The sequence below is a fragment of the Arthrobacter sp. 10N43 genome (genome assembly GCF_056394525.1).
Genome location: NZ_JBFTIA010000011.1, coordinates 72,468 through 88,309 on the forward strand (window position 1 = coordinate 72,468; position 15,842 = coordinate 88,309).

Sequence of the window (15,842 nt, forward strand, 5' to 3'; positions counted from 1 at the left end):
TACCGACGCGCCTTTGGTCCCACTGGATGAGGCAGTTATGTCTGCAGGTTCCAGAAGGAGATTCGTTTGAAGGCCAGGACGAGGTCGCTGTGACAGACATCGCTCGACGCCCATTCTGGCTTTGGGCCCCACTATGGCTCGGAACGTGATGGACCGCGCTTTTTGTTAGATGCCGGATCCCACACTCCGCGGACTCGTGAAACAACCTTCCGGGTCGCTACCGCTCCGCCTTCCTCAGAAGCCGATGTACGGGCGGACCGGCATCGCGGCGCGAGCGTTCCTCGAGTCCGTCTCCCGGCGGTCAGTAGGCCATGAGTAAGATTTGGTCCCGGTCGTAGTCCAATCCTGGATGTACTTCGCTCAGGTGTGTACGTACCGAGCTGACGAGCTCGTCATCATCGGCGCCTTCCAGGAGGGAGCCGCAAGGGCAGGAAACATAGCGGCGTCTTTGGACAGTCACGGCACTGGCACCTCTCGGGCCGTGGACTCGAATCCCGAAGCAATACCGAGGGCGACGTCCCATGCGAGGGGTTGGCGGAGCTTCGCGCGCAATTGCACAAACTCCTGGCGCCGTTCGAAGGCCAGGACACCGGTGACGAGATCACCCTTGCGGAAGAGAAATAGCTCGCCGCCCTCGTTCCGGTTGAATACCACTTGCTCCCCTCCCAGCTGATGACCGGCCCACTGGACTCTTTGACCGTGCTGATCCGACCAGAAGAAGGGCACGTTCACGAAGGGAACGAGCGGCTCATCCTTGAGGTACTTCACGGCATTCAGTCCGGCTCCACGCCCCTGCTCCGCGGCGGTGGTCCAGTGCTCGATACGCATGGTGGCGTTGAATCGGGCGTTGGGCCAGCAGACGGCGTCGCCCGCAGCGAACACGCCCTCAACGGTATGGAGATACTCATCGGCGACGATGCCGTTATCCAGCGGGATTCCCGAGGAACCCAGCCAGGAAACGGCTGGCCGCACCCCGACTCCCACGACAATCACATCGGCTGCGACCTCGCGGCCGTCGCTGAGCTGCAAGAATCGGCTGCCATCTCGCTCGATCGTCCCAGTCGCTCCCACGCCGAAAAACGTTGCGACTCCCTTGTAACGGTGGAGCTCTTCGTAAACGCCGGAGACCTCTTCACCGAAACGGATCAAGGGGTGCACAGACAGGTCGATTAGCGAGACCTTGCGACCGTCGCTGATCAACGTCGAAGCGAATTCGCCACCGATGAAGCCGGCGCCGACGATGGCCACGGAGCGCTGACGATCTTCGACGGCTTGGCGCAGCGCCACCGAGTCGTCGAACCGGCGCAATACGTACACGTCCTGCTGGCCTCGGAACATCGGAGGCACGATCGGTTCGCAACCGGTCGTGATGATAGCGGCCCGGTACCTGACCTGGCCGGTATCAGTGGTGACGACCCGGCGCGCCGGATCGATGGCCGTGGCACGCTCCCCGAGACGGTAATGGACGCCCTTCTCTCGCAGTTCACGAGCGACCGGGTAGACGAGAGACTCGATATCGACGTGATCCTTCAAGGGAATCTTTGACAACGGCGGCAGCTCATAGGGCAGGTGAGCCTCCTCACTGATGATGGTGACGTCCAGTTCCGGGGCCTGCCGAGTAACGGTTTCGGCAGCACGCAGTGCTGCCGTGGATCCACCTATGATGACAACGTCGGTAGCGGTCTGGGGCATAGCCGTACTTCCTAACTGGATTCTGAGAGTTGAGAGTGGGTGTTCGTCATGATCGCGAGATCGCTCCCATCGGGCAGCAGAGGATGACTTCTTCGAGGTCGTCCTCGCGCTCATCCTCGACCTCGGAACGCAGCTGTTCGAGCGTGCCGTCCTGGTCGATCCGGAACACGTCGGGCATCAAAGCAGCGCAGGTGCCGTTGGCATCGCAACGTTGCAGGTCCACGTTGAGTTTGATCATGGGAAAGTCGCCCTTCGTCTGGATTATCAGGCCGAGCAGCCCTTACTTCTGAGAAGGAATGCGACGACCATGTCGGTGTTTCCTCTCCACCTTGCGACCATATGAGACATTTCACAAATACCAATATTGCGCTCTTCCCATCTATTTTATGTATGGCTGTTCGCGGTTCCTTGTACTCTCGCGGACCTGTCCGGTGAGCATGAGGGGGTGACAGTGCTTGAGAGTTCGCGGGGGCCGACTCGCGTGGAACAACGGCCATGCTGAGTCCCGTCGCCCGGAGGCGGCAGGCGACGTCCTCGTGAGACGAACTGCGGGTCGGGCTCCTGAGCACCTGTCGGACCACCCCGGTATCGGAGCCCGATGTCACGTGTGCCCCATCCCGGCGGCTCTGCTGCCGAGGGCCGAGGACCCCCAGCTGGCCCTTTCCCGTTCGGGCGGCTCTCGGTCGGTTGTTAGACGGTTTCGCCGTTGAGCGCGGCGGTGAGGAGGGCGCGGATGCCGTCGCCGGTGACCGCGCGCGGGTTAGCGTAGGGGTTGCGGGTGGCCTGTTCGACGACCGTCTCAACGTCGATGTCGGTGAGCCCGAGTTCGCGCAGGGACGCTGGCGCTCCGAGGTCCAGGCTCAGCTGGCGAAGGTAGCTGGCGGGTTCCTGCGCTGCTGTGGCGCGTTGCAGCGCGGCGATGGCCTCCGGCGCGTGTGCGGAGTTGTACGCCAGTGCGTAGGGCAGAACGACGGTATGCGTTTCGGCGTGCGGCAGGTTGAAGGTTCCGCCGAGGGTGTGGCAGAGCTTGTGGTGGAGGGACATGGTTGTGGCTCCCAGGGTGGCTCCGCAGAGCCAGGCCCCGTAGAGGGCGTCCGAGCGGGCCTCAATGTCGGCCGGGTTCTCTGCGATCTTCGGCAGCGCCTTGACCAGGGCGCGGGTGCCTTCCTCTGCCATGAGGGAGATGATGGGGGATCCGTCGGGCGCATACAGCGCCTCGACGGCGTGGGCGATGGCGTTGAATCCGCTGGTGACGGACATGCCCACGGGCAGGGTCAGGGTCAGTTCGGGGTCGTAGATGACGCTTGTGGGCAGCACCTTGGGATCGCGGCCGGTCTTTTTCTCTCCCTCGGCGGTGAGGCCCCAGATGGGAGTCATTTCGGAACCGGCGTAGGTGGTGGGTACCGCGATGATGGGGGCCCCGAACTCCAGTGCGATGGCCTTGCCCAGTCCGGTCGTGGAGCCGCCGCCCACAGCGACGTACCCGTCGGCCCCGGCGGCCTTGGCGACATCGCGTGCGCGGTGGGCAGATTCGACCGGAACGTGCATCTGGGCTTCGGGGTGCACGCCGGCGCTGAGCTCCCCGAGCTGATCTGAGACTTCCCGGGCCAGGTCCTCCTGGAAGGAGGTGGAGAGGACCAGTACACGCCGCAGGCCGAGGCGGCGGACTTCGTCGGGCAGTGACTTGAGCGAGCCGGTTCCGAAGGTGACGCGCATCGGCAGGGCCTGGTACTGGAAGTCCTTCATCGGACGATCTCCTTGACGGTCTCATTGCTATCTTCGTGGGGACGGGCTTCGGGGTGCAGGACGATGTCGATGACGCCTTCGACGAAGGGCGCCGCCACTCCGAGGGCCGCGGCCGCTTCGGGATCCGCGTTGGTGGTGAAGGGCTTGATGAGGCTTTCCTTTACCGCAAACACTGCGTCCGAGTCGATGTATTCGCTGCCGCCGACGAAGATGTGCGTGGTCAATTTCATGTAGTCGGGTGCGGCGACGATGAAGTGGATGTGGGCAGGGCGGTAGGGGCGCCTCTCGGTGGCGCGCAAAAGGTCGCCCACGGGTCCGTCGGTTGGGATCGGGTAGTAGCTGGGGATGACGCTGCGGAAGTAGAACTCGCCGTGTTCGTCGGCTGTGAACAGACCCCGCCCGTTGCCGATGGTTTGGATGCCGGGCTGTTGGACGTCGTAGAAGCCTTTGGTGTTGGCCTGCCAGACATCGATCCTGGCGCCGGGCACTGGTTCCCCGGTGACCGAAGTGATGCTTCCTCGGACGACGCACACGTCGCCCTCGCTCTCGGCAGAGATGTTTTCGCCCAGGACCCGTTCCGGTGACTGAACCATGTGAAAGGGGCCGAGGACTGTTGAATCTGTTGCGTCCGGGGTTTCTTCGTCGTTGATCGTCTCGACCAGCATCGAGACTCCGAGCACATCGGAGAGCAGGATGAATTCCTGCCGTACGTCGTCGCACTTCTGCCCGGTGGCGGTGAGGAAGTCGATAGCTGCTTCCCACTCCTGTATGCTCGGGGCCACTTCGCGGACGAACTCGTGAAGGTGGTGGGTGAGGCTTTCCAGCACGGCTTTCAGCCGTTGGTCGGGCGTGTTTTTGAAGCTGCCGACGACAGCGGCGGTGAGCGATTCAGGCCCCAGGTCTGTGGTCATGGTGGACGTTTCCTTAGGTCGGCTTTTGTAGGTGCGTCAGGATCCGGGGTGGAAGGCCGGAGCTGGGAAAAGGCGGGCCGCCCCAGCGTCCCCCGCAAACGCTTGGATGACGGGTAACCCGGGGTCGATCAGCGGCGACCGGCCCTTCTGGATCGGGATCCGCCAGGCGGTGCCGCAGCCGTCCCGGATGTTCTCCGGTGTTGTGCTGGCCGCCCAGTACCAGGCCTGACCAGTGACGAAAACTCATGTGATCGCAATCTTTTGATCATTCTGAGCTGCATCTTCTGTTAGAGCGCGAATGAAATCAGCCAGCGCAGCCGCGGCCTCGGCCGGCTGTTCCAGCGGGGTGAAGTGCCCACTGCCCTTGATAAGGACAAGCCGCGCATTAGGGAGCCGGTGTGCCAGGTCTTCGCTCAGCTTCGGCGGGGTGATGGTGTCCTCGTTGCTGCCCACTACGAGGGTGGGGCATGTGATGGTGTTCAGTTCCGCACGTCGGTCCGAACGGCCAAGGACGGCGCGCTGCTGGTCGACGAACACCCGCGGGCCGAGTTCTTTGGTCATCGCTGCCGCGAGGCGCTGGATCTCGGGAATGCCCCGTGATACGACCGGAGTCGTGCGATCGATTGCCCTCTGGAAGGCGCCGGATTCGACGAGGGAGATTAGGTCGATCGAGTTTTGTCGGCGGTCCTCAGGCGCGGCGACGGCCGAGGTGTTGAACAACGCCAGCGCCTTCACTCTACCGGTGTTCCGCAGTGCGATTTCAAGGGAGAGGTACCCGCCCATCGAGATCCCGACGAGGATGAATTCCTTGGGTGCTTTGGACAGAACATGGTCTGCCATTGCCTCAATTGTCTTCCCTTCACCGCGAATGACCGTGCAGTCGAACTCGGCGCCGAGTTCGTCAATGACCGGCTGCCACAGGCGGGAATCGGCACCCAGGGCCGGAAGCATAACTAGCTGGGGGTGTGTCACGGGGATTCTCGTTTCGATTGGTGGGTGGTGGTCAGGATGCGGCGCCGTCGACGTGCAGCACCGTGCCGGAGGTGAATGCGGCCGCCTCGGAGACGAGGTAGGCAACGGCTGCGGCAATCTCGTGTCCGGTTCCGGGTCTGCCCACGGGGATGGCGGCGGCGGTGGCGGCTCTGTCTTCCTCACCCATGGATTCGAACGAGTCGCGAACCCGGCCCGTGGTCGGGAGGACGAGGCCCGGGGCGATGGCGTTGACGGTGATTCCGGTACTGCCGAGGTCCTTGCCGAGCTGCTTGGTGAGGCTGACGATGCCTCCCTTGGAGGCAGCGTAAGCCAGACGGGCCCCCACGGTTCCGGAAGGGCCATCGAGGCCGTCGGCGACGAGGGAAGAGAAGTTTACGATGCGCCCATAGCCGCGCTTCAACATGATCGGAACGGCGTGCTGGGCGCACAGGAACGTGCTGGTCAGGTTGCTTTCCACCACGGAGCGCCAGATTTCCCCGCTGAGTTCGGATAGATCGCGCACTATTGCGGTGCCGCTGCCTCCAGCTGCGCTGACGAGCGCATCGATTCGCCCGAACTCGTCTTCGATACGATTGAATGCTTTGTTGACGATGGATTCGTCGGACAGGTTCCCAGCTATGGTAAGGACCTTGAGACCGGGGAACCTGGCACCAAGCCGGTCCACTGCGGTTTCCAGTGCCGCCTTGGAGACATCAAGCAGTGCAAGGTCGAATCCGTCATCCGCGAGATGATCCGCGATGTCGTTGCCAAGACCACCCCCACCGCCGGTGATCACGGCGACCGGTCGCTCGTTCACGTGCCTACTCATCTGTCCTCCTTGGCCGTGAACTTCACGGCGCTTTTTCTCGATCTACCGTCGAGGTTTTTGATTGCATGCATGCCGTTAACGGCAGGTCACGGTGCGCCGGCAGAGCTGCTTGTCGGGATCGTGCTTACGCATTCAGGCCGGCGCGCGAGAATGGCTTGTGCACGAAGCAGCACGGGGGCATCGACCATTTGCCCGTCGACTTTGACCACAGCTTCTCCCCCCTTGGTGGACTCCACGACGCGCCGTGCCCACGTGATCTCGTCATCGCTGGGACGGAAAGCGCTGTGTGTCACGGCGACCTGACGCGGATGTATGAGCAGCTTCCCGGACATCCCCAACTCGAGAGCGGCGTGCAGGTCATCGTTTAGCAAAGAGTCGTCGTCGAGTTTTGAGGTCACGCCGTCCAGCGGACCGGGGAGGCCCTGCGAGCGGGAGGCAAGGACCAACAGCGATCGAGCCATCAGCATTGCGCGCTGGTTCGGCTGGGCCGCGATGTCCGCAGCCAGGTCGAGCTCTCCAAACGCCAACCGGGCCACTCCGGGGACACTTGCCAAAGAATTGGCCGCCAGGACGCCGGAAGCCGATTCGATCAGCGCGATCACGGGCCGCTCCACCGCCTCGGAAATCCTTAACAGAGCATCTGGGTTCTCGGCCTTCGGGACCATCACTCCGAGAAGACCGGGAAGCCCCGTCAAAGCCTCGAGGTCCTCGTCCCGTCCGATCCGTACCAGAGCATGACCCGTTCCTGACAGCCAGGCAGTGACCGCTTGCAGTGCCGCGTCTTTGTTCTCTGCGCTGACAGCGTCTTCCAGGTCGAGGACGACCACATCGGTCCCGGAGGCCACGGCCTTCGAGAACCTCTCGGGCCGGTCTCCCGGAACGAAGAGAAACGAACGAGCGCTTTGGAGTGTGACCACAGGATCCTGAATGCTTAGCGGTCTCATGTGGTTTCCAGCACCCCGAACTCGGTCAAAACCCGCTCAGTGTCCTCTCCCACGTCGGGGACACGGTTCATTACCGGTTCCTGCCCCACGAAGGTCGCCGGCGGAATCAGTGCCCGCAAGGGTCCGGCTGGTGAATCATATTCCCGCCATCTGTTGCGTGCCGCCAGCTGGGGGTGGTCCGCAAACCCCTGCATGTCGCGTAGCAAGGCGTTCGCGATGCCGGCGTCCTCGAGCAAGTCCACGACCTCATCTGCAGTGTGCCGGGCAAGGGCCTGCTCGATCACCGAGGTAAGGTCCATGGAGTGCTCAACACGCAGGGAATTGCGGACGAAGCGTTCGTCCTCGGCCACTTCTCGACGGCCGAGGACCCGATCGCAGAAAGTAGCCCACTCACGTTCGTTTTGGATGCCTAAGAAGACCTGCTTCGAGTCGCCGCAAGTGAAGGGACCGTAGGGGGCGATGGCAGCGTGCGAGGCGCCTGTGCGTTTCGGCGCGGCCCCACCGTACACGGCATAGTTCATCGGGAAGCCCATCCACTCCCCCAGCGCCTCGAGCATGGATAACTCGATGGTGGCTCCCTCCCCGGTCTGCTGGCGTTGGATCAGGGCAGTGAGGATGCCTGAGTATGCGTACATGCCAGAGGCAATATCCGCAATCGAAATACCGACCTTGGAGGGGGTTGCGTCGGTGCCGGTGATGGAAACCAGGCCGGCTTCGCACTGCACAAGCAGGTCGTAGGCCTTCTTCGATGAATACGGGCCGTCGGCGCCATAACCGGAGATCGAGACGTGAATCAGCTCAGGACGCTCGCCACGCAGAGCTTCAGCGCCGAGCCCAAGACGCTCTGCCGCACCGGGAGCCAGGTTCTGCACGAACACATCCGCGCTGCGCACCAACTCGTGAACGGCATGATTGCCCTCCGGGCTCTTCAAATCCAGTGCCACCGATTCTTTAGACCGGTTCAACCAGACAAAGTGGCTTGCCATGCCCTTGACGGTTTCGTCGTATCCGCGGGCAAAGTCGCCCGGACCGGGCCGCTCGATCTTGATGACCCGAGCGCCCAGATCGGCAAGTTGGCGCGTTGCGAACGGCGCGGCGACTGCTTGTTCGAGCGAGACGACGGTGATGCCGCTCAGAGGAAGCATGTAAAGACTCCTGACGTGATGATGCCGGATGGCTGGCTGTTTCGGTGATGCTGGAAGAAAGTCTTAGACCCGCATCAGCGAGGGCGTCTCCAGCGTTTTAGTGAAGTAGAGGACCTCCGCGGCGAGCTCAGGATCGGCGCTCATGCGCCGGAACACCTCCAGGTCCTTGTCCCTGCGGACCGGATCCGACGAGTGAAAGATCAACTGTTTGTTGGCCGTGGCGCGGGGACTGGCTTTTGTTATGAAGGCGGTGCGGCGCAAATCCGCGTACGCATCGAGGACGGAATCGTCCGCCTGCCCGGAGATCACGGCGCCCAGGGCCTCGTTGAGAACATAGGAGTCGAACAGACCCATGGTCAGTCCGAAGCCGCCCGTGGGATTCGTGGCGTGAGCGGCGTCGCCGGCCAGCAGGACTCGGCCGACGCGGTACGTGGGAGCGCTGCGCTGATGCATGCGGTAGGGGGCAATGGCGTCCAGCGTCGTGCCCGCGGCCACCTCGGGGCCGAAGATCTGCTCCAGGAAGCGCGGGAGCCGTTCGACGACCCCTTCTTCGGGCAGGACGGCGTCTTCCATGTATGTGTAGCGCCACAGGCCGTGCGGACCCGAGTTGTCGATTTTTACGATGATCGCCCCGAAGACGTCGTCGACATAGAACGTGGTCTGGGCCCAGCCCCTACGGTCGTCAGGGAACCGGATGTTGGCGGCAACGAACCGCTCGGGCCACGTGAATCCCTCGAACGGAAGATCCAGGGCGTTCCTGACAGCGGAGCTTGCACCATCGGCTGCGATAAGCCACGGAGCGCGCAACTTCACGGGATTTCCCTCGTGTTCCGCGGTGACGGTGACCACTTCGCGGTCCTGCGTGACCCCGGTGACCTTGTGTCCCCAGAGCACTCGCACATTCGGGAACTGCTCGAGGTGGCGCAAGATGATCTTGGCCAACGCATCCTGGCCCAGGTGGAGGTTATAGGGGTGAGTGACGCGGCCCTCCAGCGCCTGCAGGCCGTAGTTGATGGTTTCTCCCGTGTCCCGGACGTAATGGGCATAGTCCTGCTTGAGGAAACCGGCTTGGGTAGCGTCTTCGAAAAGGCCGAGCCGTTCAAGCCCGTCCAGAGTGGACCAGTGGTAGAGGATGGCCCGGGGGGCGTCCTGTGGCTCCGATGCGCGTTCGACGACGGTGACGTCGAGTCCCTGCTGTGCCAGGCCCAGCGCATTGAGCAGACCCGTAGGACCGGCTCCGGCCACGATCACCTGCTGCTGGTATGTCATGTTGCCTCCGTTGTGGACGTGCTTAGAAAGTTGAGCGTGGCCGCCCTCACATCAACCGTCACCCAGATCGAGTCATACATCAAATACCAATTTGTAGCGGTTCCCATATGCTAAATGCATGGATCTTCGGAATGTTCGCTATTTCATCGCCGTTGCTGAGAACGGCTCTATCACCGAGGCGTCCCACGCCCTGCGCATCTCGCAGCCGCCGTTGAGCATGGCGATGGCCAAACTCGAGAAGGAGGTCGGAGTGACATTGTTCGAGCGCAAGCCCCGCGGCATCGAACTAACGTCCGCCGGCGAGTACCTTCACCACGCCGGTCAGCGCCTGCTCGCCGAGGAGCGCAGAATCGCGGACACGCTGCGATCCATGGGCCAAGGGCTCGCTGGCGAACTCAAGTTGGGGTGTGAACCGATGTGCCTGTGGCGGATCGGCAGCACCAAGATCTCTGAATTCCTCTCGATTTACCGCAACGTGACGCTGGATCTGACCGACGCCAATCCCAAGGTGCAGTTGGACCGGCTCGCCGACGGCACCCTGGACTTGGCGATCATGCCGGTCGTGGCCGAGGAGCCGCTCCAACCTATCAACGGGGTGCATTTCGACGTGAAGATTGTTGACGAGCTTCCACTGACTCTTATCGCACCCAAGTCCTGGGGGCTCGATGAGACCACGCCACTCGATGTGGCGACGCTGGCCGACGCTACCTGGATCCTGCCCGCCCGAATCCCGGGGGTACGCATCCTGTGGCGGATCTGGTCCGACAAGTTCGCGTCGACGGGGGCGAATCCGACAGGGGTTATTCCGGTGCCCACGGTCATGACTGCGGCGCAGTTGGTCGGTGCTGGGGTGGGCGTATCTCTTTCCAGTTTAGAGATGGCCCGGCTCCACCCCGACGTCGCCCAAATCCCGGTAACCGGGGGGTGGCCGAACGTGCCAATTGCAATCGTGAGGCGAAGGGAAGGAGTCGTGACTCCAGTCGCCGAGCGGTTCGCGGCACTGTTTTTCGACGATCAGATCCCGGTCGACCCACACGTACCTGCCTCGCCATAACAGTGGCTGTGACCTATGGCATATCTGAAATAGATGGGTAGGGCCCGATATTGGTATTTGTGAAATGTCTCATGCGCCCGCAAGGTAGACCATGAACGACACGGCCGATCGCGTCCCTTCTCAGAAGTAAGGGCTGCTCGGCCTGATAATCCTGACGAAGGGCGACTTTCCCATGATCAAACTCAACGTGGACCTGCAACGTTGCGATGCCAACGGCACCTGCGCTGCATTGATGCCCGACGTGTTCCGGATCGACCAGGACGGCACGCTCGAACAGCTGCGTTCCGAGGTCGAGGATGAGCGCGAGGACGACCTCGAAGAAGTCATCCTCTGCTGCCCGATGGGAGCGATCTCGCGATCATGACGAATACCGTGCCCACATTCGAACTCTTCGCCCCAAACGCGACCGATCACCCCGGTGGCGCGCTTCCAGACGGAGGTATCGCCTCCGGTCCCGAAGGTTACGCGGTCCTGTCCTACCAACTGGCCACCGATGTACTGCGCAATCCACGGTTCGCGAACTCTGCGCTGCGACTGATGGAAGAGTTCGGCATCAACGATGGTGCCGTACATGGTTTTCGAGCTCGCAGCATCATCATGCAGGACGGAGCGCAACAGCTGCGCCTGCGCACCCCGCTTGCCCGATTCATGGGCCCCGCGACAGTGCAGAACACCCGTGAAATGCTCACTGATATTGTGACCCGCATCGTAGGGGAACTCGACGACACGAAGCCAGTGGACTTCCACGCAGGCGTAGATCGCCGCATCCCGTCGCTGGTCTACTGCCATCTCGCCGGTGCTCCGCGAACCGACGCCCCCAAAGTGCAGGAACTTTCCGAGCGAACCCTGGCCCTGCTGGCCAGGGATCGCAGCCTGAAGCCCGACATCCTCGCCGCCTACGACGAACTGTTCGAATATCTGGGGGATCTGATGGAACGCAAGCGCGCCCACGGTCTCGGCGACGATATGCTCTCCCACCTGATGACGCTCGCCGACAACGGCAAGCTCACCGAGCAGGAACTCTTCGACGAAGCAACCTCGATGCTCGAAGCGAGTTCGGTAAATACGGGTCACCAGATCGGCCTGGTGGTGTGGAATTTGCTGCGCAACAGAGAAGTCTGGGAGCAGATCGTCGCCGACCCCACCTGGATCCCGACCGCAGTCATCGAAGCGCTTCGCCTTTATCCGCGAACCGGTGTTGTGAGCAAGATTGCCATGGAAGACATCGAGGTCGGAGGCATCACCATCCCCGCCGGAACTGACATGCATGTAGCCGTATGGTCCGCCAACCGCGACCCGGAGAGGTTCGAGAACCCCGGTGAATTCGTCCTGGGCCGCGAGCGGAACCAGCCACTCACGTTTAGCACGGGCCCACACAACTGCCTTGGACAAGGACTCGCCAAGGTGGAGATCGAAGAAGTAGTCGGGCACCTCGTCCGCCACTACCCTCAGGCCCGCGTCGTCGACTCCGAATCCGCCATAAGCCAGACCGCCGGGCGGTGGACGATCAATCAGCTCACCGTCGACCTGGGCCCCCGAGGCTAAGGTACTCCATGTCACTCACATCTGAACGGCAGCAGTCCCTCACCGAACGGCTCGCCGAATACTGGTCCAAGACCAGCTACGAGGACCTCCCACCCGATGTGGTCTCCGGGATCAAAGACCACATCCTCGACACACTCGCCGTCGCCATGGCCGGCATCCCCTCAGAGGAGTCACGCCGCGTCCGTAAAGCCGTCACCGGCATCTCGAACGGCGGCCCAAGCCTCGTCTGGGGAACCTCCGAACGCCTGAACCCCGCACACGCAGCACTCGCCAACGGAACCTCGGCCCACGCCCGGGACTTCGACGACGGTGGCGGCCCGGGACATGCAGGCTCGGCCACCCTGCCGGCCGCGATCGCTGCCGCAGAACTCAGTGGCTCCAGCGGCAAGGAACTGATCGTTGCCGCCTGCGCCGGATACGACATCAGCTATCGGCTCTTGCAGGGCATCGGCGGTTTCGCTGCCCACACCGACCGCGGTTGGCATTCCACCGGTACCTTCGGCACCTTCGCCGCGGCGGCCGCCTGCGCCAAGATCTTCCAGCTTGACACGACCACCTTTGCCGATGCCCTTGGCATCGCCGGATCGTTCACAGGAGGGGTCTGGGCCTTCATCGAGGACGGCGCCTGGACCAAGCGTGTGCACCCGGGCAAAGCGGGAGAATCAGGTATTGACGCTGCCCTTCTCGCCAGGGCGGGTGTCACCGGACCCCATCGGATCTTCGAGGCACCATGGGGTGGAATCTATGCCACCTACGGGGACGGCCACGGTTTCCCCGAACGAGTCCTTGGCCGTCTTGGCGAGACCTTCAATGTCTCCACGTCCTATTTGAAGCCCTACGCATGTTGCCGAGGCAGCCACTCAGCGGTTGATGCAGTGATGAAACTGATCGCTGAACGTGATCTGCGGCCCGCCAACATCCGCTCCATCACAGTGACCGCCGGGGAGACAGCGATCAACATGCTCAACGTCGATCCCATCGAGACAGTGTTCGATGCCCAGTTCAGCCTGCCCTACGCCATCAGCGTGGCGCTGGAGAACCGTTCTGTCGGGCTGGAGCAATTCGACCCGCCCCGCATCGCAGAGCCCCGGATCCAGGAGATCTTCGCCAAGATCTCGATGGTGCTCGACGAATCGATCCAGCTCGAGGACGGCCCTCGCCTTGATTTCGAGCTGATCGACGGCGAAAAGATCACTCTCCCGGCCGGGAATCCGACGGACGCCAAGGGCTCCGAAAAGAACCCCATGACGCACGCCGAGGTTGTCGCCAAGGCACGTGCTCTCCTTCGCCCCTACGGCGAAGAGACGACCGCGAAGCTCATCGACGCAGTGGAAAATCTTGATTCTTCACCCACCATCGACAACCTCATCGCGGCACTCAGCGCTACCACCTACGCGACCAAGATAGAGACCCAAAAATGACACCAAATACCTTGACCGACGACCGCATCGAACGCTCGGAGTACGTCGCTGCGGAACCGGTGGAATCCCTCGCTGCAGCCATAAACATCGACATACCCTTCGATGTCGGCGCTACCGTCCCTCCGCTCTGGCATTGGCTCTACCTTTTGGAGCGCAGCCGTGAGAGTGAGCTCGGGCCGGACGGGCACCCCACAGTCGGTATTCCGGCACCTCCAGGACCTGACCGGCGCAGAATGTTCGCCGGTGGTCGGGTTTCGACCTTCGGGCAGCTCAAGATTGGTGCGCCGGCGAGAAAAGTCATTTCCGTGGCTAAGTCAGTCGAGAAGGTCGGCCGGACCGGACCGCTGACGTTCACTACCGTTCGCCATGACATCTTCCAAGCCCACGAGCTCCTGATCCGTGAAGAACAGGACATCGTCTACCGCGCTTCAGGAACCGGCTCCCTGCCCCAACCCCCGACCCCGCCGGCCCCGCCCGCGGGCCGAGTGTTGAGGCAAGCAGTCGATGAACGACTTTTGTTCCGGTTCTCCGCGTTGACGTACAACGCACACAGGATCCACTACGACCGCGACTGGTGCCTGAACGAGGGCTACGATGGCCTCGTCATCCACGGGCCCCTCCTGGCTCTGATGATGGGTGAACACATGCGCCGCGAAGGGATCGACCTGGTCGGGAAGACCTTCGGTTACCGGCTTGCCTCCCCGATGACCAAGCCTCAGACATTCTCCATCGTCCCGGGGCCGAATGGTCTGGAAAACGGTGCCGAGGCGCGCAGCGCCGAAGGTGCAGTCTGCGCGGTGAGCACCCTGTCGGATGTATAGCGCGCCTTTCATTCCTTCGACCAGGCACAGTCGGCTAGGCACTAACTTATGCGCGGCTCGTCACCGGGAAGGCAAAGACAGTGGATGAAACAACGAGTGAATCCAGAAAAGAAGAACCTCTGGAGGACTCCCCCGACTATGAGCTGATCGCGTCACCCTGGATCGGACTCCACTATAAGTGTGAAACAGTCAGTGGCTGGGTGAGTGGGGCCACCCCAATCTGACGTCCTCGGCCGGTCCTTGAATTCCTTGCAGCACGAGACCCAGGACTCGACCTCATATGCAGTCGGGTGGAAGCTTCCGCTTTTCCAGACGAGAGGACTGCAATCAGGGGGTGCTCCGGCAGGAAACCACATCAACGGCAATTACGACCGTACTCGCCGGTCGACCTAGTAAAGGAGGACATGTGTCCTACAAGTTGCATGAGCGGGAAGCCAGCGCTGCCTTCTCGCTAACGGGCAGCGGCCTGTTCCGAAGCCCGGCGCTTCCTGTTTCCCTTGAAGTCATCACTTTGGAGGAGCCCCAAAGCAGAGACGAGAAGCTTAACGGTGCCATCAGCAGGCTCATTCCCACCGCTCTTGAACGCAGGCAGGGAATCCTGGTCATACAACGCGATTACGGCAAGTACACCGTTCGAGTCGACCATGAAGTGCCATGCGGCACAACTCGGGAGTTCCGCGATTAGATCGTGCGAAGGTGAACGAGAGGACACGACACCTTGGTCGCGCGCCGTCCATAAAGCCTGGTGGTCAAATATCCGCCCTGAATGCCCGCTGCTCTCTAAACAGATTCTCTAAAACCGTCCACCAAACGCAGGTCACGGTCTACGTCGCACGCGGACTCCGCCGAGCACCGAAACAGGAAGAACCTCAAACTGTCCAGACGCCATCTGGACAGTTTGAGACTCCCTTACGGGATGGAAGCTCGCCCTGCAACAGCTGTGCCGGCCCTCATAGCACCAGCAATCGTGCAACAAGCTGTTGCACTAATCAGCACTCCGCCTCCCCCTAGGAGACTTGAACCGTCCGCACGCTCCAAAGAAGAGAGCAGTGGCATTAAGTCTCGTTGCTCCCTATCCTGTCCATCACTAATCAACTGCTCACACCTCTGGCATCCAAGGCCATCAGCGTGAGTGTTGCCCACGTCGGGTCATGTCGATAGCCGGCCCAGCACAGATGAACACACGTGACTGTCAAGAAATGCGAAGAGTGCACCGAAGGCTTCGAGTCGTCCCGCAGGACACAGCGCTTCTGTTCGACGCGCTGTGGCAACAGGCAGCGGGATCGTCGACGTCGGACTCGCCACCGCCCTGCCCTAACACCCAAAGCGGACTCGCTGGCCACTGACCTGAAAGCCCAACTGGAAGCAACCAAGCGACAGCTGGAGTCGAAAACGAGATCATGCCAGCGGCACCGCGAAGTACTCCAGTCCAAGCTCCGTTCTCAAGCCTGCGAGATCGATCGTCTCGAAGCGGAGAACTCGGAACAAAGAAT

16 protein-coding genes are annotated in these 15,842 nt (G+C 62.0%); 7 read left to right on the plus strand and 9 right to left on the minus strand.

Annotated elements, in window-relative coordinates; genetic code table 11:
• Positions 1 to 456: 456 nt before the first annotated feature.
• From AC1DDO_RS18245 to AC1DDO_RS18260, 4 genes are all read right to left on the minus strand, one after another.
• Positions 457 to 1,692, minus strand: a complete 1,236-nt coding sequence (locus AC1DDO_RS18245; protein ID WP_476952656.1) for an NAD(P)/FAD-dependent oxidoreductase — start codon at positions 1,690 to 1,692, stop codon at positions 457 to 459.
• A gap of 46 nt (positions 1,693 to 1,738) precedes the next feature.
• Complete coding sequence (locus AC1DDO_RS18250) at positions 1,739 to 1,930, minus strand: ferredoxin (protein ID WP_476869418.1); 192 nt, start codon at positions 1,928 to 1,930, stop codon at positions 1,739 to 1,741.
• 452 nt (positions 1,931 to 2,382) lie between these two features.
• The gene (locus AC1DDO_RS18255; RefSeq protein ID WP_476972463.1) at positions 2,383 to 3,438 is read right to left on the minus strand and encodes a maleylacetate reductase; all 1,056 of its coding nucleotides are present in this window, start codon (positions 3,436 to 3,438) and stop codon (positions 2,383 to 2,385) included.
• Positions 3,435 to 4,349, minus strand: coding sequence for a dioxygenase family protein (locus AC1DDO_RS18260; protein ID WP_476869426.1), 915 nt, complete (start codon positions 4,347 to 4,349; stop codon positions 3,435 to 3,437). Before AC1DDO_RS18260 ends, AC1DDO_RS18255 begins: the two co-directional genes overlap by 4 nt.
• Before the next feature lie 106 nt (positions 4,350 to 4,455).
• Between AC1DDO_RS18260 and AC1DDO_RS18265 the strand changes: the two genes are divergently transcribed.
• Complete coding sequence (locus tag AC1DDO_RS18265) at positions 4,456 to 4,578, plus strand: hypothetical protein (protein WP_476869425.1); 123 nt, start codon at positions 4,456 to 4,458, stop codon at positions 4,576 to 4,578.
• Between the two features lie 14 nt (positions 4,579 to 4,592).
• Here the strand turns inward: AC1DDO_RS18265 and AC1DDO_RS18270 are convergent, their stop codons facing one another.
• From AC1DDO_RS18270 to AC1DDO_RS18290, 5 genes are all read right to left on the minus strand, one after another.
• On the minus strand, positions 4,593 to 5,300 hold the full coding sequence (locus AC1DDO_RS18270) for an alpha/beta fold hydrolase (RefSeq protein WP_476869424.1): 708 nt from the start codon (positions 5,298 to 5,300) through the stop codon (positions 4,593 to 4,595).
• Positions 5,301 to 5,352: 52 nt separating this feature from the next.
• Positions 5,353 to 6,150 carry an SDR family oxidoreductase gene (locus tag AC1DDO_RS18275; RefSeq protein WP_476869423.1) on the minus strand — a complete coding sequence of 266 codons (798 nt, stop codon included), beginning with the start codon at positions 6,148 to 6,150 and terminating at the stop codon, positions 5,353 to 5,355.
• Between the two features lie 86 nt (positions 6,151 to 6,236).
• The gene (locus AC1DDO_RS18280) at positions 6,237 to 7,094 is read right to left on the minus strand and encodes an HpcH/HpaI aldolase/citrate lyase family protein (protein WP_476952654.1); all 858 of its coding nucleotides are present in this window, start codon (positions 7,092 to 7,094) and stop codon (positions 6,237 to 6,239) included.
• Positions 7,091 to 8,239 carry a CaiB/BaiF CoA transferase family protein gene (locus AC1DDO_RS18285; RefSeq protein ID WP_476952653.1) on the minus strand — a complete coding sequence of 383 codons (1,149 nt, stop codon included), beginning with the start codon at positions 8,237 to 8,239 and terminating at the stop codon, positions 7,091 to 7,093. The genes AC1DDO_RS18280 and AC1DDO_RS18285 overlap by 4 nt, the downstream gene beginning before the upstream one ends.
• 63 nt (positions 8,240 to 8,302) lie before the next feature.
• Positions 8,303 to 9,508 (minus strand): FAD-dependent oxidoreductase, encoded by a 1,206-nt coding sequence (locus tag AC1DDO_RS18290; RefSeq protein ID WP_476869420.1) that lies wholly within the window; start codon positions 9,506 to 9,508, stop codon positions 8,303 to 8,305.
• Positions 9,509 to 9,626: 118 nt separating this feature from the next.
• Here AC1DDO_RS18290 and AC1DDO_RS18295 point away from each other — a divergent pair, with 118 nt between their 5' ends.
• From AC1DDO_RS18295 to AC1DDO_RS18320, 6 genes are all read left to right on the plus strand, one after another.
• Positions 9,627 to 10,562 carry a LysR family transcriptional regulator gene (locus tag AC1DDO_RS18295; protein WP_476945594.1) on the plus strand — a complete coding sequence of 312 codons (936 nt, stop codon included), beginning with the start codon at positions 9,627 to 9,629 and terminating at the stop codon, positions 10,560 to 10,562.
• Positions 10,563 to 10,734: 172 nt separating this feature from the next.
• Positions 10,735 to 10,926, plus strand: coding sequence for a ferredoxin (locus AC1DDO_RS18300; RefSeq protein ID WP_476869418.1), 192 nt, complete (start codon positions 10,735 to 10,737; stop codon positions 10,924 to 10,926).
• On the plus strand, positions 10,923 to 12,107 hold the full coding sequence (locus AC1DDO_RS18305) for a cytochrome P450 (protein WP_476869417.1): 1,185 nt from the start codon (positions 10,923 to 10,925) through the stop codon (positions 12,105 to 12,107). Before AC1DDO_RS18300 ends, AC1DDO_RS18305 begins: the two co-directional genes overlap by 4 nt.
• Positions 12,108 to 12,115: 8 nt before the next feature.
• On the plus strand, positions 12,116 to 13,528 hold the full coding sequence (locus tag AC1DDO_RS18310) for an MmgE/PrpD family protein (RefSeq protein WP_476952651.1): 1,413 nt from the start codon (positions 12,116 to 12,118) through the stop codon (positions 13,526 to 13,528).
• Positions 13,525 to 14,349: an HTD2 family dehydratase gene (locus AC1DDO_RS18315; protein ID WP_476869415.1), complete on the plus strand. Its 825-nt coding sequence runs from the start codon at positions 13,525 to 13,527 to the stop codon at positions 14,347 to 14,349. Before AC1DDO_RS18310 ends, AC1DDO_RS18315 begins: the two co-directional genes overlap by 4 nt.
• 406 nt (positions 14,350 to 14,755) lie before the next feature.
• Positions 14,756 to 15,034, plus strand: a complete 279-nt coding sequence (locus AC1DDO_RS18320; protein ID WP_476952649.1) for a hypothetical protein — start codon at positions 14,756 to 14,758, stop codon at positions 15,032 to 15,034.
• Positions 15,035 to 15,842 lie beyond the last annotated feature (808 nt).

Coding starts and splice junctions, on each gene's coding strand:
- AC1DDO_RS18245 (WP_476952656.1), bottom strand. CDS start 1,692: ATGCCCCAGACCGCTACCGACGTTGTCATCATAGGTGGATCCACGGCA.
- AC1DDO_RS18250 (WP_476869418.1), bottom strand. CDS start 1,930: ATGATCAAACTCAACGTGGACCTGCAACGTTGCGATGCCAACGGCACC.
- AC1DDO_RS18255 (WP_476972463.1), bottom strand. CDS start 3,438: ATGAAGGACTTCCAGTACCAGGCCCTGCCGATGCGCGTCACCTTCGGA.
- AC1DDO_RS18260 (WP_476869426.1), bottom strand. CDS start 4,349: ATGACCACAGACCTGGGGCCTGAATCGCTCACCGCCGCTGTCGTCGGC.
- AC1DDO_RS18265 (WP_476869425.1), top strand. CDS start 4,456: ATGACGGGTAACCCGGGGTCGATCAGCGGCGACCGGCCCTTCTGGATC.
- AC1DDO_RS18270 (WP_476869424.1), bottom strand. CDS start 5,300: ATGCTTCCGGCCCTGGGTGCCGATTCCCGCCTGTGGCAGCCGGTCATT.
- AC1DDO_RS18275 (WP_476869423.1), bottom strand. CDS start 6,150: ATGAGTAGGCACGTGAACGAGCGACCGGTCGCCGTGATCACCGGCGGT.
- AC1DDO_RS18280 (WP_476952654.1), bottom strand. CDS start 7,094: ATGAGACCGCTAAGCATTCAGGATCCTGTGGTCACACTCCAAAGCGCT.
- AC1DDO_RS18285 (WP_476952653.1), bottom strand. CDS start 8,239: ATGCTTCCTCTGAGCGGCATCACCGTCGTCTCGCTCGAACAAGCAGTC.
- AC1DDO_RS18290 (WP_476869420.1), bottom strand. CDS start 9,508: ATGACATACCAGCAGCAGGTGATCGTGGCCGGAGCCGGTCCTACGGGT.
- AC1DDO_RS18295 (WP_476945594.1), top strand. CDS start 9,627: ATGGATCTTCGGAATGTTCGCTATTTCATCGCCGTTGCTGAGAACGGC.
- AC1DDO_RS18300 (WP_476869418.1), top strand. CDS start 10,735: ATGATCAAACTCAACGTGGACCTGCAACGTTGCGATGCCAACGGCACC.
- AC1DDO_RS18305 (WP_476869417.1), top strand. CDS start 10,923: ATGACGAATACCGTGCCCACATTCGAACTCTTCGCCCCAAACGCGACC.
- AC1DDO_RS18310 (WP_476952651.1), top strand. CDS start 12,116: ATGTCACTCACATCTGAACGGCAGCAGTCCCTCACCGAACGGCTCGCC.
- AC1DDO_RS18315 (WP_476869415.1), top strand. CDS start 13,525: ATGACACCAAATACCTTGACCGACGACCGCATCGAACGCTCGGAGTAC.